Origin of the sequence: Halomonas saccharevitans (assembly GCF_900116405.1) — a bacterium.
GTDB classification, from domain to species: domain Bacteria; phylum Pseudomonadota; class Gammaproteobacteria; order Pseudomonadales; family Halomonadaceae; genus Halomonas; species Halomonas saccharevitans.
This window is the reverse complement of the sequence record NZ_FPAQ01000053.1, coordinates 1-15,682: the sequence shown is the minus strand read 5'-3', so window position 1 is coordinate 15,682 and position 15,682 is coordinate 1. Positions and strand designations below refer to the sequence as shown.

Annotated in this window: 15 protein-coding genes; 9 read left to right on the top strand and 6 right to left on the bottom strand. The window is 65.5% G+C overall.

Annotated elements, in window-relative coordinates; all coding sequences use genetic code 11:
- Positions 1–339, top strand: a 339-nt coding sequence (locus tag BM388_RS16325) for an integrase core domain-containing protein (protein WP_139233970.1), incomplete at its 5' end; no start/stop codon positions are given.
- Between the two features lie 61 nt (positions 340–400).
- On the opposite strand, the gene BM388_RS16320 is transcribed toward BM388_RS16325, so the two are convergent.
- The 3 genes from BM388_RS16320 to BM388_RS16310 form a co-directional block, all read right to left on the bottom strand.
- Positions 401–652, bottom strand: a complete 252-nt coding sequence (locus tag BM388_RS16320; RefSeq protein WP_089852108.1) for a hypothetical protein — start codon at positions 650–652, stop codon at positions 401–403.
- Positions 653–717: 65 nt separating this feature from the next.
- On the bottom strand, positions 718–1,266 hold the full coding sequence (locus BM388_RS16315; protein WP_175535136.1) for a GspH/FimT family pseudopilin: 549 nt from the start codon (positions 1,264–1,266) through the stop codon (positions 718–720).
- A gap of 208 nt (positions 1,267–1,474) precedes the next feature.
- Positions 1,475–1,747, bottom strand: a complete 273-nt coding sequence (locus BM388_RS16310) for a PP0621 family protein (RefSeq protein WP_089852104.1) — start codon at positions 1,745–1,747, stop codon at positions 1,475–1,477.
- 101 nt (positions 1,748–1,848) lie between these two features.
- Here BM388_RS16310 and BM388_RS16305 point away from each other — a divergent pair, with 101 nt between their 5' ends.
- Positions 1,849–3,480 carry an NAD+ synthase gene (locus BM388_RS16305; protein WP_089852102.1) on the top strand — a complete coding sequence of 544 codons (1,632 nt, stop codon included), beginning with the start codon at positions 1,849–1,851 and terminating at the stop codon, positions 3,478–3,480.
- Between the two features lie 119 nt (positions 3,481–3,599).
- On the opposite strand, the gene BM388_RS16300 is transcribed toward BM388_RS16305, so the two are convergent.
- Positions 3,600–4,412: an outer membrane protein assembly factor BamD gene (locus tag BM388_RS16300; RefSeq protein WP_089852100.1), complete on the bottom strand. Its 813-nt coding sequence runs from the start codon at positions 4,410–4,412 to the stop codon at positions 3,600–3,602.
- Positions 4,413–4,537: 125 nt separating this feature from the next.
- Here BM388_RS16300 and rluD point away from each other — a divergent pair, with 125 nt between their 5' ends.
- The 5 genes from rluD (at position 4,538) to ilvN (ending at position 11,882) form a co-directional block, all read left to right on the top strand.
- Positions 4,538–5,497 (top strand): 23S rRNA pseudouridine(1911/1915/1917) synthase RluD, encoded by a 960-nt coding sequence (gene rluD, locus BM388_RS16295; protein ID WP_089852098.1) that lies wholly within the window; start codon positions 4,538–4,540, stop codon positions 5,495–5,497.
- Positions 5,498–5,520: 23 nt separating this feature from the next.
- Positions 5,521–6,276 (top strand): peptidoglycan editing factor PgeF, encoded by a 756-nt coding sequence (gene pgeF / locus BM388_RS16290; RefSeq protein WP_089852096.1) that lies wholly within the window; start codon positions 5,521–5,523, stop codon positions 6,274–6,276.
- A gap of 198 nt (positions 6,277–6,474) precedes the next feature.
- Positions 6,475–9,078 (top strand): ATP-dependent chaperone ClpB, encoded by a 2,604-nt coding sequence (gene clpB / locus BM388_RS16285; protein ID WP_089852094.1) that lies wholly within the window; start codon positions 6,475–6,477, stop codon positions 9,076–9,078.
- Positions 9,079–9,666: 588 nt separating this feature from the next.
- The gene (locus BM388_RS16280; RefSeq protein ID WP_089852092.1) at positions 9,667–11,391 is read left to right on the top strand and encodes an acetolactate synthase 3 large subunit; all 1,725 of its coding nucleotides are present in this window, start codon (positions 9,667–9,669) and stop codon (positions 11,389–11,391) included.
- Entirely contained in the window at positions 11,391–11,882 is a 492-nt protein-coding gene (gene ilvN, locus BM388_RS16275; RefSeq protein WP_089852090.1) for an acetolactate synthase small subunit, read from the top strand. Before BM388_RS16280 ends, ilvN begins: the two co-directional genes overlap by 1 nt.
- Before the next feature lie 131 nt (positions 11,883–12,013).
- On the opposite strand, the gene ilvY is transcribed toward ilvN, so the two are convergent.
- Positions 12,014–12,904: an HTH-type transcriptional activator IlvY gene (gene ilvY, locus BM388_RS16270; RefSeq protein ID WP_089852088.1), complete on the bottom strand. Its 891-nt coding sequence runs from the start codon at positions 12,902–12,904 to the stop codon at positions 12,014–12,016.
- Positions 12,905–13,060: 156 nt separating this feature from the next.
- On the opposite strand from ilvY, the gene ilvC reads away from it, so the two are divergent.
- Entirely contained in the window at positions 13,061–14,113 is a 1,053-nt protein-coding gene (ilvC, locus tag BM388_RS16265; protein WP_281245233.1) for a ketol-acid reductoisomerase, read from the top strand.
- 205 nt (positions 14,114–14,318) lie between these two features.
- Positions 14,319–15,155, top strand: a complete 837-nt coding sequence (gene pssA, locus BM388_RS16260) for a CDP-diacylglycerol--serine O-phosphatidyltransferase (protein ID WP_089852084.1) — start codon at positions 14,319–14,321, stop codon at positions 15,153–15,155.
- A gap of 126 nt (positions 15,156–15,281) precedes the next feature.
- Here the strand turns inward: pssA and BM388_RS17925 are convergent.
- A partial coding sequence (locus BM388_RS17925; RefSeq protein WP_175535135.1) for a hypothetical protein occupies positions 15,282–15,682 on the bottom strand: 401 nt, incomplete at its 5' end.

Sequence of the window (15,682 nt, the reverse complement as noted above, 5' to 3'; positions counted from 1 at the left end):
CGGGCCGGTGAGCGAAAGCCCAGCGGGAACCATGCATTTGACCAAGAGTGCCAGGCCGATGGTATCGAACATCGTCTGATCAAGCCGGGAAGGCCGCAGACGAACGGCATGGTGGAGCGCTTCAATGGCCGCATCAGCGATGTGCTAGCGACAAGGCGCTATACCTCAGGAGAAGATCTGGAGCAGACGCTGAAACGCTATACGTGGCTATACAATCACCACATTCCCCAGAAGGCGCTGCACCATCAATCACCGATTGCGGTGATGAAGGAATGGCAGGCCAAGCGACCTGAGTTATTTACCAAGCGGGTGGTCAATCACACGGGACCCGACAACTAATCAGTGCCGGGGAGTCCGATATCGGATTCTTCTCGGTAACCAGGCGGCCGTCGTAGTCCCATCAGCGCTGCGGTACCTGGGAAACGGTCCAGCTGCGCCCTTGCCACTCCGCTTCCCGGCCGCCCTCTACCAGCCTGAGCCAATAAAGCGGCACCACGGCGGAAATGCGACAGGTGTTGAGCACGATGCCCGTATAGCCCATGCGCACGCCGCCTTGATATTTCTCGAGCCCGAGGTCCTTACTGGTCTGTATCAGCGCGTTCTGACCGCACAGATGCAGGATGTCGTTGTCGATCTGCCTGAACTGAGCCATACCCTGAGGGGAGCCGAGATCATCCGGGGGCTCCTTGGTGAGCGCCGATGGCGATTGATCGCACGTTAGCACTCGGCCGGGCGAGACGACGTCACGCGTACCCTTCCAACGTTGTTGACGATGACACTAGCGCCTTCCTCCTTACGTCCGCAGAGCCGGAAGGTGCCGTTGTAGCCCGTCGATCGCCCCAGTGATTTATAACGCACTGGTCGATCATCGTTACGGTAGGTGAGGGAGGGCAGCTGGCTCTCGCCGACGGTGCGCAGTAGCGGGTCGCCCGGCTCGCCGTCACCCTCAAAAATGGCCAGAGTCTCCAGCCAGGCTTTTCCGTCGGCGTTGTTGCTGATCTGACACTGGGCCATATCGGCGGAGGGGCAGAGGGTGACGGTGGAGCGGCGGGTAATGGCCGCGCTGCGAGTCAGCGTCAGCGCAGTTTTGAGCCGCATCACCTCGGCCGCCACCTCGTTGCGGGCGCTGAACTGCTGAAAGTTCGGCAGACCGATCGTCGCGATGATGGCGAGCACGGCGATAGTGACGAGCAGCTCGATCAGCGTCAGGCCACGCTGGCGGTAAGGGGAGGGGCGACGAAAAGCAGTGCGTAAAGCAGGGCGCATGAGGCTCTCCCGGCGATGGCCTGAATGGCGGGTCATTCTTCAGGCTAGCCGGGCGGGCCTTTTCCGCCGTAGGCGATATCGTACAGACGCTGTGCGCCAGGAGGACGTGGAGGGCGGCGTTTTCCTCTATGGATGAGGCTCTTGTCGTCGCTGTGAGGGCGGCCGGTCGTGATGGAAACCGAGGGTCAGCGACCGGCCTGGCTTGTCCCTAGTCGTCCTTGTTCTGTTCTTCCGTCTGCTCCGACAGGTACTTGTCCCGGTGGTCGCCGGAGCAGAACCAGTCGCCCTTTTCGCGCAGCGCATCGTCCTCGGGCAGGTGCACCTGACACCAGCGGCAGCGCACCATGCGGTTGCCCGCCTCGTCGCCCTCCTGCTGCGGGCCGTCCCGGTCCAGTTTCCATTCCCGGTACATGCGGTAGAGCTTGAGGCCGGCGAAGAACAGCACGGCGAAGATGATCAGGCGAATCAGCAACAGGTTCATTCCTTGTGGGTCTCCCAGAGAGAGGTGGCCGGCTTTGCCACTCGGCCGCCCTTGCGGGACAATGGCGACTATCCATCGATTCTCGAGAGATTTCCAAGCCCATGCAAGACCTGACCCTGGTGATGGCTCAGTTCGACCCGCTGGTCGGTGATGTTCCCGGCAACGCCGACCGCGCCATCGAGACGGTACGCGAGGCACGCATCGAGCATGGTGCCGACATCGTGGTGCTGCCCGAGCTCTTCCTGACCGGCTATCCGCCGGAGGACCTGCTTCTGCGCCCCTCCATGGAGACCCGCCTGCGCCACGCTCGCGCCCGCATGGCCGAGAAGATGGCCCGCGATGTCATGGTCATTGTCGGCTACCCGGGGCGCCGGGAGGGGCAGAACTGGAACCTGGCCGGGGTGCTCTACAACGGCGAGTGGCTGGGCGAGTACGCCAAGCAGGCACTGCCCAACTACGAGGTGTTTGACGAGCAGCGCTACTTCGCCACCGGCAGCCAGCCGCTGGTGATCGAGCACAAGGGCGCCAAGTTCGGCATCCTGATCTGCGAGGACATCTGGAGCGAAACGCCGGTGCGCCAGGCGCGCGATGCCGGCGCCGAGATCCTCGTCACCCTGAACGCCTCGCCGTTCCACCAGGACAAGCCCGCCGAACGCCTGGCGCTGCTCGAGGCGCGTGCCCGCGAGGTGGCGCTGCCCATCGTCTACGTCAATCAGATCGGCGGGCAGGACGAGCTGGTCTTCGACGGCGGCTCGGCCTGCGTGAACGCCGACGGCGAGCTGATGGTGCAGGCACCCCACTGGGCGGTGGGCCTGATGCCGGTGCAGTTCGTGCGCGAGCAGCAGCGCTGGGTGCCGCGCGCCGGCGAGACCGAGCCCGAGGTGGCGCCGGAGGAGAACCTCTACTGCGCGCTGGTCACCGGCCTTCGCGACTACGTCAATAAGAGCGGTTTTGGGGGCGTGGTGCTGGGACTCTCCGGCGGCATCGACTCGGCGCTGTCGCTCGCCATCGCCGTCGATGCCCTGGGGCCGCAGCGCGTCCACGCGGTGATGATGCCCTACCACTACACGGCGGATATCTCCAAGCAGGACGCCGCCGAGCAGGCCGAGATGCTGGGAGTCGACTACGAAGTGCTGCCCATCGAGTCGATGGTCGAGGCCTTCATGGAGACCCTCGCCGAGAGCTTCGCCGGCACCGAGCGCGACACCACCGAGGAGAACCTGCAGTCGCGCTGTCGCGGCGTGCTGCTGATGGCGCTCTCCAACAAGAAAGGCCTGATGGTGCTGACCACCGGCAACAAGAGCGAGATGGCGGTCGGTTACGCCACCCTCTATGGCGACATGGTCGGCGGCTACAACGCCATCAAGGATGTCTACAAGACCTGGGTCTATCGCCTGGCCCGCTGGCGCAACACCGAGTCGCCGGCTATCCCTGAGCGGGTCATCGAGCGGCCGCCTTCCGCCGAACTGGCCCCCGATCAAAAGGACAGCGACAGCCTGCCGGACTACGACGTGCTCGACGCCATCCTGGTGCGCTACATCGAGGGTGACATGAGCGCCGAGGCGATCATCGCGGCGGGCTTCGATCGCGAGGATGTCTACCGGGTGGTCCAGCTGGTCGACCGCTGCGAGTACAAGCGCCGCCAGGCGCCGGTGGGCGTGCGCGTCACCCGCCGCGGCTTCGGCCGCGACCGCCGCTACCCCATCGTCAACGGCTGGCAGCCCGGCGAATAGCCATCACGGCCTCTCAATTCGTATAACGTCCCGCCCAAAACAACGCCACCACCCTCTCGGGTGGTGGCGTTGTGGTTTCCGGCGGTCGCCAGCGACCTACAGCGCTTTGCGCTTCAGTTTCAGGCCGACAGCGACTCGGCCTTGACGTGCTGCGGCCGGAAGGTGCGACCGCGCAGTCGGTCGTGGTTCGGGGCGTTGTCGATCAGCACCTGCAGGGTCTCGCCGGCCCGGTCGCGCATGCCCAGGCCCAGGTAGCCCTCGACCATCGTCGCCAGGGCGTCGCGGCTGGCTTGTGTCTGCGGGTAGTTCTCCAGCACCCAGCGACCGCGCTCCACGGCGGCGAGGTAGGCGCCCTTGCGCAGGTAGAAATCGGCTACGTGCAGCTCGTGGCGCGCCAGGACGTTGCGCAGATAGACGATGCGCTGCTTGGCGTCCGGGGCGTACTGGCTGCTCGGATAGCGCTGGATCAGCTCGCTGAAGTCGGCGTAGGCGTCGCGGGTGGCGCCCAGGTCGCGCTTGGAGATATCGATGACCCGCAGGCGCTCCAGGCTGAAACGGCCCGCCTGCCAGGCGGCCAGGCCGCGCATGTAGTAGGCGTAGTCGACCTGGGGGTGGTCTGGGTGCAGGCGGATGAAGCGGCTCGCCGCGGCGCGGGCGCTCTCCCAGTCGTCGGTCTGGTAGTAGGCGTAGATCAGCTCGAGCTGGGCCTGCTCGGCATGCTCGCCGAAGGGATAGCGGGTGTCGATGGCCTCGAGCCGGTTGATCGCCGTGGTGTAGCTGCTCTCTTCGAGGGCCTCGCGTCCCTCCTCGTAGAGCTGGCGTTCGGCGACGCCGTCGAGCTCCTCTTCCTCGGGGGTGCCGGCACAGCCGGACAGCAGTGTGCCGGCCAGCATCAGAACGGCCAGGCGAGCGGGGGAGGTGATAACGCGCATCGTGATCCTCGTGTCTAACAACCCGGGCGGCCGTGATAGAATCGGCCGGTATCTGCCCACTATAAAGCACCTTGCGGCGAAACGCAGTCATCGCACCCGGTGCGCACGGAGCCCCGTTCCGACCCATGTCCCAGACCCTCGAAGCCCAGCATCGTGTTCCCGAACGCATGGCGGGCCAACGCCTCGACCAGGCCGCCGCCGAGCTCTTCGCCGATTTTTCCCGGGAGCGGCTCAAGTCCTGGATCAAGAGCGGCGCCCTGACCCTCGACGGCCAGCCGGCCAAGCCCAAGGACAAGGTCTACGGCGGCGAGGCCCTGGTGCTCGCCGCCGAGATCGCCGACGACACCCGCTTCGAGCCCGAGGACATCCCGCTGACGGTGGTCTACGAGGACGACGAGGTGCTGGTGATCGACAAACCGCCGGGCCTGGTGGTCCACCCCGCGGCCGGCAATCCCGACGGCACCCTGCTCAATGCGCTGCTGCATCACGACCCCCAGTTGGCGACGATCCCCCGGGCGGGCATCGTGCATCGCCTGGACAAGGACACCAGCGGCCTGATGGTGGTGGCCAAGACCTTGGCCGCCCAGACGGCGCTGGTCGAACAGCTGCAGGCACGCAGCGTGTCGCGGGAGTACGATGCCGTGGTGGTCGGCGTGATGACCGCCGGCGGCACCGTGGATGCCCCCATCGGGCGCCATCCGCGTGATCGCAAGCGCCAGGCGGTGAACGCCTCGGGCAAGCCGGCGGTGACCCACTACCGGGTGGTCGAGCGCTTTCGCGCCCACACCCACGTGCGCTGCAAGCTCGAGACCGGCCGTACTCACCAGATCCGCGTGCACATGGCGCATGTGCGCTATCCGCTGATCGGCGATCCGGTCTACGGCGGGCGCCTCAAGATGCCGGCCGGTGCGGACGACCAGCTCAAGGAGATCCTGCGTGAATTTCCTCGTCAGGCGCTGCATGCCCGCAAGCTGGCCTTCGTGCACCCGGAAAGCGGCGAGCGGATGGCCTTTCGCGCGGCGCTGCCTGACGACCTGCTGATGCTGCTCGACTTCCTGCGCGAAGACGGCGAGACCATGCGCTAAGGCTCCGTGCCAAGGACCCCGTGATGAGCGATACCTTCGACCTGCGCCCGACGCCGATCCTGCCCGACTGGCCCGCCCCGGAAAACGTGGGAGCCTTCGTCACCACCCGAGAAACCGGCCCCAGCCAGGGCGCCTTCGCCGCCTTCAATGCGGCCGATCACGTGGGCGACAACCCGGACCACGTGGCGCTGTGCCGTCGTCAGCTGGAGAAGGAGGTCGGCGGCGACCGTCCGCTCTTGTGGCTCGACCAGGTGCACGGCGCCCGGGTGCAGCAGGGCTTCTCCGCTGCCAGGCCCGAGGCGGACGCCGCCGTGGCCATGAGCCCCGACTATGCCTGCGTGGTGCTCACCGCCGATTGCCTGCCGATCTTTCTCTGCGACCGCCACGGCACCCGCGTGGCGGCCATCCACGCGGGCTGGCGCGGGCTCGCCGGCGGCGTGATCGAGGCGACGGTAGGGGCGATGGGCCTGGCGCCGGAGGCGCTGATGGCCTGGCTGGGCCCGGCGATCTCCAACGCCCAGTTCGAGGTCGGGCCCGAGGTACAGCAGGCCTTCGTCGGCGTGCACCCCGAGGCCGAGGCGGCCTTCGATCCGAGCCCCTACCGGCTCGGTCACTACATGGCCGACCTCTACAAGCTCGCCCGCCTGCGCCTGGAGCGCCTCGGCGTATCGCATATCAGCGGCGGCCACTTCTGCACCGCCTGCGAGCCGCGCTTCTACTCCCACCGCCGCGACGACGGCGTCACCGGCCGCATGGCCAGCGTGATCTGGTTGAGGTAGAAGAACCCCGCTGGTTTGCTCCCTGCGCTTTTGAGCCATCCTGGCTGCTTGGCCCTTGATGCGCGTCAACTCCCTGCGGCCTTTCCCTGGCCGGTGACTTGAAAGCCGACCATGCTGACTCCATTGAAGCCCTCAAGACACATTGACAGGGCCACGCGGCGCGTCCAAACGCGCCGCTACCCCGATGGAGGAATTCCCATGCAATTCGACAAGTTCACCGCCAAGCTGCAGAACGCCGTGGCCGACGCCCAGTCCCTGGCCGTGGGCCGCGGTCACAACCAGCTGGAGCCCGGTCACCTGCTGCTGGCGCTGCTGGAGGCCACCGATACCGGCGTCAAGGCGCTGGTGCAGAAGGCCGGCGCCGATGCCGCGCGGCTGCGCGACGCCCTGGTGGGCCATCTCGACGACCTGCCCAAGGTTGCCAACTTCGACGGTGAGGTGCAGCCCTCCCGCGATCTGATCAAGCTCTTCAACCTCACCGACCGTGAGGCCCAGAAGCGCGGCGATCAGTACATCGCGAGCGAGCTGGTGCTGCTCGCCGCGCTGGAGATGGGCGGCGCGCTGACCAAGCTGCTGACCCAGGCCGGACTGACCCGCAAGGCGCTGGAGACCGCCGTCGACAGCGTGCGCGGCGGCGAAACGGTGGATGATCCCAACGCCGAGGATCAGCGCGAGGCGCTGGCCAAGTACACCCTGGATCTCAACGAGCGCGCCGCCAGCGGCAAGATCGACCCGGTGATCGGCCGCGACGATGAGATTCGGCGCACCATTCAGGTGCTGCAGCGGCGTACCAAGAACAACCCGGTGCTGATCGGCGAGCCCGGCGTCGGTAAGACCGCCATCGTCGAGGGGCTCGCGCAGCGCATCGTCGACGGCGAGGTGCCGGAGGGCCTCAAGAACAAGCGCGTGCTGTCGCTGGACATGGGCGCTCTGCTGGCCGGCGCCAAGTTTCGCGGCGAGTTCGAGGAGCGCCTGAAGTCGGTGCTCAAGGAGCTGTCCCAGGAAGAGGGACGGGTGATCCTGTTCATCGACGAACTGCACACCATGGTCGGTGCTGGCAAGGCCGAGGGTTCCATGGACGCCGGCAACATGCTCAAGCCGGCCCTGGCCCGCGGTGAGCTGCACTGCGTGGGTGCCACTACCCTCGACGAGTACCGCAAGTACATCGAGAAGGATGCGGCCCTGGAGCGTCGCTTCCAGAAGGTGCTGGTCGACGAGCCCTCCGAGGAGGATACCGTGGCCATCCTGCGCGGCCTCAAGGAGCGCTACGAGGTGCACCACGGCGTCGATATCACCGACGGGGCGATCATCGCCGCAGCCAAGCTCTCGACCCGCTACATCACCGATCGCCAGCTGCCCGACAAGGCCATCGACCTGATCGACGAGGCCTCCTCGCGGATTCGTATGGAGCTCGACTCCAAGCCCGAGGAGATGGACCGTCTCGATCGCCGGCTGATCCAGCTGAAGATGGAGCGTGAGCACCTCAAGAAGGAGACCGATGAGGCCTCGAAGAAGCGCCTCGAGGGGCTGGAGGGGCAGATCGAGGAGCTCGAGCGCGAGTACGCCGACCTCGACGAGATCTGGAAGGCCGAGAAGGCCAGCATCCAGGGGGCGGCGCAGTTCAAGGACGAGCTCGATCGCGCGCGCATCGACCTGGAGCAGGCCCGCCGCCAGGGCGACCTGGCGCGCATGTCCGAGATCCAGTACGGGGTGATTCCCGGCCTGGAGAAGAAGATCGCCGAGAGCGTGGAGGCCGAGGCCGACACCAGCACCGCCAAGCATCAGCTGCTGCGTTCCAACGTCACCGAGGAGGAGATCGCCGAAGTGGTCTCCCGCTGGACCGGCATCCCGGTGGCCAAGATGCTCGAGGGCGAGCGCGACAAGCTGTTGCGCATGGAGGAGGCGCTGCATGAGCGGGTGATCGGCCAGGATGAGGCGGTCACCGCCGTGGCCAACGCGGTGCGCCGTTCACGCGCCGGGCTCGCCGATCCCAATCGCCCCAACGGTTCCTTCCTGTTCCTCGGCCCGACCGGGGTGGGTAAGACGGAGCTGTGCAAGTCGCTGGCGAACTTCCTGTTCGACACCGAGGAGGCGATGGTGCGCATCGACATGTCGGAGTTCATGGAAAAGCACTCCGTGGCCCGGCTGATCGGCGCGCCTCCCGGCTACGTCGGCTATGAGGAGGGCGGCTACCTGACCGAGGCGGTGCGCCGCAAGCCCTACTCGGTGCTGCTGCTCGACGAGGTGGAGAAGGCGCATGCCGATGTGTTCAATATCCTGCTGCAGGTGCTGGAGGACGGTCGTCTCACCGACGGTCAGGGGCGCACCGTGGATTTCCGCAACACCGTGATCGTGATGACCTCCAACATGGGCTCGGACATCATCCAGCGCATGGGCGGCGATGACAGCGGCGATGCGGAGAGCAACTACGCGCAGATGAAGGAGATGGTGATGGCGGTGGTGGGTGATCACTTCCGTCCGGAGCTGATCAACCGCATCGACGAGGTGGTGGTGTTCCACGCCCTCGGCCAGGCGCAGATCCAGGCCATCGCCGGCATCCAGCTCGAGCGGCTGCGCGCCCGGCTCGTTGAGCACGAGCTGTCGCTCGAGGTCAGCGACGCGGCCCTGGCGCAGCTGGCCGTGGCCGGCTTCGATCCGGTGTTCGGCGCGCGACCGCTCAAGCGGGCGATCCAGAGCCGCATCGAGAACCCGCTGGCTCAGGATCTGCTGGCCGGCAAGTTCTCGCCCGGCGATGTCATCCGCGTCGAGGCGGAGGGTGACCGGCTGGTGTTCCAGAGCTGAGGGCCTGGTCTGGAGCCCGTCGCGTCGGGCCCCACAAAGCGCCACAAACCGCCACAAAGCGTTACCGTTGTCGCCCGACGCCCGGACGACAACGGACTAGACTGAATTTCAGGTTGCGTCCTGTAACCCCCATTGCCCGTCGCTCCCCAGTGAGCCGACGGGCTCTTTTTTGGGCGCCATGCAATGGGCGCCATGCTGGCTCGGCGTGATCGTCCAGACTTGCCGAATCGCCCGTCATGGGCTACCCACGTAGTTTCCGCGGTTGACACGCCAACAACGCTAATGGAATCTTGAGCCTTCCTGATAACGGGCGCGGATGCCAGCGGGCAATCCCCCATCCCCGCGCGAAGGGTAGGCCGAGTGCCTCTACCCGCCGAAGGACTTCCGGGTCCGGGCCAACCGCCCGGCCTGGCCAACGCCCCGACGCGGCAACCCGCCGTGATGAGAGTGCAGGCCCCAACAGGGCCCTTACTGCCAGGGTTTGGCATCAGGTGCCGGCAAGGCCGGCAGCGGCATACCGCCGCACTCGACTTCGTGTCCCCACGGTGGGCGCGGAGCGCACTCGAGACCTCCAGGGGAGATACATCTGTGGAACTGCTTTCCGGCGCAGACATGATTGCCCGCTTCCTCCAGGATGAGGGCGTCGAATATATCTATGGGTATCCCGGCGGGGCGGCGCTGCACATCTACGACGCGCTGTTTCGTCAGGACAAGGTCAAGCACATTCTGGTGCGCCACGAACAGGCCGCCACGCACGCCGCCGACGGCTACGCCCGGGCCTCCGGCAAGCCCGGCACGGTGCTGGTGACCTCCGGACCCGGGGCGACCAACGCCGTCACCGGCATCGCCACCGCCTACATGGACTCGATTCCCATGGTGGTGTTGTGCGGCCAGGTGATGAGTCACCTGATCGGCGACGACGCCTTCCAGGAGACCGACATCGTCGGCGTGACCCGGCCGATCGTTAAGCACAGCTTTTCTATCCGGCATCCGTCCGAGATTCCCGAAGTCCTCAAGAAGGCCTACTACCTGGCCGCGACCGGGCGCCCCGGTCCGGTGGTGGTGGACATTCCCAAGGACATGACCGCGCCCACCGAACGCTACGAGTACGTCTACCCCAAGAAGGTCAAGATGCGCTCGTACAACCCGGTCACTCGCGGCCACACCGGCCAGATCAAGAAGGCCGTGGAGCTGATGCTCAAGGCCCGGCGCCCGGTGTTCTACACCGGCGGCGGTGTGGTCACCGGCAACGCCTGCGAGGGGTTGACAGACTTGGTGCGGCGGCTGGGCTATCCGATCACCACCACGCTGATGGGCATCGGCGCCTATCCGCAGAGCGATCGGCAGTGCCTGGGGTGGCTGGGCATGCACGGCTCCTATGAGTCGAACATGGCCATGCACCATGCCGACCTGATCATCGCCATCGGTGCGCGCTTCGATGATCGCGTCACCAACAACACCTCCAAGTTCTGCCCCACCGCCAAGATCATCCACGTCGACATCGATCCGAGTTCCGTCTCCAAGACGGTGCGCGCCGACGTGCCCATCGTCGGCCCGGCGAGCAGTGTGATCAATGAGATGATCAGCCTGGTGCAGGGCCAGGAGATCGCCCACCCGGAGGAGCTGGCCGACTGGTGGACGCAGATCGATGGCTGGCGCGAGGAGCGCCAGGGTCGACTCTACGAGCCGTCGAAATCCGACGAGCCGATCAAGCCCCAGGAGGTCATCGAGGCGCTTTGCCGGGCGACCCGGGGCGAGGCCTACGTGACCACCGACGTGGGCCAGCACCAGATGTTCGCGGCCCAGTACTACAAGTTCGACAAGCCCAACCGCTTCATCACCTCGGGCGGGCTCGGCACCATGGGCTTCGGCTTCCCGGCGGCCATGGGCATCAAGCACAACTTCCCCGAGGAGCAGGTGATCTGCGTGACCGGGGAGGGCAGCTTCCAGATGATGATGCAGGAGCTGTCGACCTGTAAGCAGTTCGGGGGCGGCGTGAAGATCGTCAACCTCAACAACGCTTCGCTTGGCATGGTGCGCCAGTGGCAGGACCTCAACTACAAGTCCCGCCATGCGCACTCCTACATGGAGTCGCTGCCCAACTTTCAGCAGTTGATCGAAGCATATGGCTTCACCGCGCTGCGGGTGGAGACACTGGCGGATCTCGAGCCGGCACTGGAAAGGACCTTTGCCGACAAGCACGAGCTGGTGTTTCTCGATGTCCTCGTCGACCCGCACGAGCACGTCTATCCGATGCATGTGCCCCTGGGCTCCATGCGTGACATGCTGCTTTCCAAGACGGAGCGGACCTGATGCGCCATATCATCTCGATTCTGATGGAAAACGAACCGGGCGCCCTGTCTCGCGTGGTGGGGCTGTTCTCGCAGCGCAACTTCAACATCGAAACGCTGAACGTGGCGCCCACCGAGGACCCCAGCCTGTCGCGGCTGACCGTGACTACCGTCGGGGACGACCGGGTGATCGAGCAGATCACCAAGCACCTCAACAAGCTGATCGACGTGGTCAAGCTGGTGGACCTGACTGAGGGCAACCACATCGAGCGCGAGCTGATGCTGGTCAAGGTCAAGGCCCTGGGCGCGGCCCGTGACGAGGTGAAGCGCACCGTGGACATCTTCCGCGCGCAGATCGTCGACGTGACGCCGAGCCTCTACACGGTGCAGATCACCGGCGATGCGGGCAAGCTGGATGCCTTCCTGCAGGCCATGGCGCCGGTGGGCCTGCTCGAGGTGGCGCGCACCGGCGTCTCGGGAATTGCCCGGGGCGACAAGGTGCTCTCCCTCTAGCGCCTGCACGACCGCGAGTCGGGTGGCTCTCGCCACAAGCTCGACGCCTACAGCGCCGCCCTTCGGGGCGGCGCTTTTGTATGTGGGGAGTCAGGTGCCGTGTGCAACGGTCAGGCACGATGCCCGGCCGATCAGAAGCGCTCGGCGACCTCGTCCCAGAGCGCGGCGATCAGCGGACTCTTCAGTCGCCGCTCGAGCACGCACAGGCCGACGTCGTAGTGGGGCAGCTCCGGCTTGACCGGCAGGATCCGCACGCGCTCCGCCAGCGGGCTGGTATCGAGCACGATCCGCGGCACCACGCCGAGGCCGAAGCCCAGCCCCACCATGCTGACGATGGCCTCGTGACCCGCCACCTGGGCGTAGATGCGCGGCGCCACGCCCAGTGCCCGGAACCAGGTGTCGCTGTACTGGCGAGAGAGCCCCGCCTCGGAGAGGATCATCGGCACCTCGCGCCACTGTTCGGCAGACGGCGACTCGGGCGTGGTTGGGATCCAGTCGTGGGCCTCGTGGGGCGCGATGAACACCAGCGGCGAGCGGGTCAGCGACTTGAAGCCCAGCGCGTCGGGCGACTGGCGGGGGCGCGGGGTGATCGCCATGTCCTCGTTGCCGGCCAGCACCCGCTGGATCGACTGGGCCGGATCGCCGGTGTGCAGCTTGAGCTCGATGCCCGGGTAGCGGGTACGGAATTCGCTCAGCAGCTCATAGAGGAAGCTGTAGCTCGCGGTCACCGAGCAGTAGATGCTGATCTCGCCGGTCAGGGTGCGCGCCTCGCTCATCAGCGACTGGCGCAGCCGCTCCCACTCCTCCAGGGCCTCTCGGGCATAGGCCAGGAAGGTGCGGCCCTGTCGGGTCAGCGCTACATGGCGGTTGTCACGCTCGAAGAGAGGTACGCCCAGGCTCTCCTCGAGCTGGCGGATCGTGCGGGAGAGGGTCGAGGAGCTGACGTGGCAAGCCTCGCTGGCGCGACCGAAATGCAGGGTCTCGGCCAGGGCGAGGAAGTGCTTGAGGGGGCGCATGTCCATGGGGATTATTATTGCACAAATCGGGATATTGCATTGCAAATATAGCGTTTTACGCAACGCTGGCGCTGGCGTAAGGTGAACTCATCGGCTGCATCGAATCCCAGTGCCGCGACAGACGGCACGGGTGGCCATCAACGCTGAACGCCAACTTTGAACATCGATCGACACCATTTTCCGTTTCAGGAGCACGTCATGCGCGTTTACTACGATAAGGATTGCGACCTCTCCCTCATCCAGGGCAAGAAAGTCGCCATCGTGGGCTACGGTTCACAGGGTCATGCCCACGCCAACAACCTCAAGGAGTCCGGGGTCGACGTCACCGTCGCCCTGCGCGCAGGCTCTTCCTCCGCCGCCAAGGCCGAGGCCGCCGGCCTCAAGGTCGCCTCCGTCGAGGACGCCAGCAAGAGCGCCGACGTGGTGATGCTCCTGGCACCGGACGAAAACCAGAAGGCGATCTATGAGACCCAGGTCGAGCCGAACCTGAAGCAGGGCGCCACCCTGGCCTTCGCTCACGGCTTCAATATCCACTACAACCAGATCGAGCCGCGCAAGGATCTGGACGTGGTAATGATCGCACCCAAGGCCCCGGGCCACACCGTGCGTTCCGAGTTCGTGCGCGGCGGCGGCATTCCGGACCTGATCGCCATCCACCAGGATGCCACCGGCAGCGCCAAGGAGCTCTCGCTTTCCTACGCCGCAGCCATCGGCGGCGGGCGCAGCGGCATCATCGAGACCTCCTTCAAGGATGAGACCGAGACCGATCTGTTCGGCGAGCAGGCCGTGCTGTGCGGCGGCGCCGTGGAACTGGTCAAGGCCGGCTTCGAGACTCTGACCGAGGCGGGCTACGAGCCGGAGATGGCCTACTTCGAGTGCCTGCACGAGCTCAAGCTGATCGTCGACCTGATGTACGAGGGCGGCATCGCCAACATGAACTACTCCATCTCCAATAACGCGGAGTATGGCGAGTACGTGACCGGCACCGAGGTGATCAACGAGCAGTCTCGTGAGGCCATGCGCAATGCGCTCAAGCGCATCCAGACCGGCGAGTACGCCAAGATGTTCATCAACGAGGGCAACACCAACTACCCCTCGATGACCGCGCGTCGTCGCCTCAACGCCGAGCACCCGATCGAGCAGGTCGGCGAGAAGCTGCGCGGCATGATGCCGTGGATCGCCGCCAACCAGCTGGTCGACAAGTCGAAGAACTGATCTGAGGATCCGTTTCAACGACTCGAGGGCGCGGACATCCGCGCCCTTTCTGCGTTCGGGGCCCGGGAAAGTGCCAGGAAAGGCGTAGGGAGTGCGAGGAAGGACGTAGAGAGTGCCAGGAAGTACGTCGAGAGTGTTGCCCTCGTGAGTGTTTCGTCACGGTGTGTGTAGAATGGAACGACACCCAAGGCGATGGAAGAGACAGATGAGTCGGGATCCGCACAGCAGCGAGCATGAGCCAGGCCATTCGGGCGAGGAGGACCTGGCAACGACCTTCGTGCGCGAGTCGGAGGTCATCGAGGAGGCCGAGGAGGGCGGCAAGAAGATTCGCCGCAAGGGGATCTATCTGCTGCCCAACCTGTTCACCACCTCGGCGCTGTTCTCGGGTTTCTTCGCCATGGTGGCCGCCGTCAACGGCGACTTTACCATGGCCTCCATCGCCATCTTCATCGCCATGGTGCTGGATGGCCTGGACGGCCGGGTGGCCCGAATGACGAACACCCAGAGCGACTTCGGCGCCGAATACGACTCCCTCTCCGACATGCTCTCCTTCGGCGTGGCGCCGGGTCTGGTGGCCTTCATCTGGATCCTGCAGGACATCGGCAAGACCGGCTGGGTGGTCGCCTTTCTCTATGTGGCCTGCGCCGCCCTGCGCCTGGCGCGCTTCAACGTGCAGATCGGCAGCGTCGACAAGAAGTGGTTCATCGGCCTGCCGAGCCCTTCGGCGGCGGCCCTGGTAGCGGCCAGCGTCTGGACCTTCCACAGCTTCGATGCCGAGGCCTTCGGCTTCAAGCTGCTGATGCTCTTCGTGGTGGCAGCCGCCGGGGTGCTGATGGTCAGCAACATCCGCTATTACAGCTTCAAGGACGTGGATCTCAAGGGGCCGGTGCCCTTCGTCTTCCTGCTGGCCATCGTGCTGGGCTTCGTGGTGATCTCCATCGAGCCCTCGGTGATGCTGCTGCTGCTGTTCGGTGCCTACGTAGCCTCCGGGCCGGCGATGGCGCTGATGCGCAAGCTGAAGCACTCGCCCTCCGCCAGCTGAGTCGTTAGACTCGCCCCGCTACGAACGCCCGCCTCGCGCGGGCGTTCGTGTCTCCGGAGGGCGGAAAAACTATCCACACCCGGTCGTCGCGCCGCGCGCTCGAAGGCGTTGTGGATAAGCTTTCGGTCATCGCCTCGTCACGGCCGCGACACGGTCCTGACATTTTTCTTCATCGAGGCCTTGCGCGGTGCCGGGGAAATCCGTAAAGTATGCATCCGCTGCCGGCAACGGGCAAACGTTGCAGGCGGTAATAGTGGTGGAAGTGCTTGTTTCCATTTGGGTTTTTCGAAGTCGCTTTGAAAATTCCCGCTTGACGAACTCGCCGCATTCGGTAGAATGCACACCACTCGATCGGCACTCACTTCGCTCTGGCGAGATGAGGTTTCGGTCACCCGCTTCGCTTCTTCGGAACGCCTCGACGGGTTGACAAGAAACGCCGGTCATGTAGAATACGCCTTCCTCGCAGGGCGCCGGCAAGACCGCCGCTTCAATGATGCGGCCGGACACGACGGCAACAGCGAGACGCT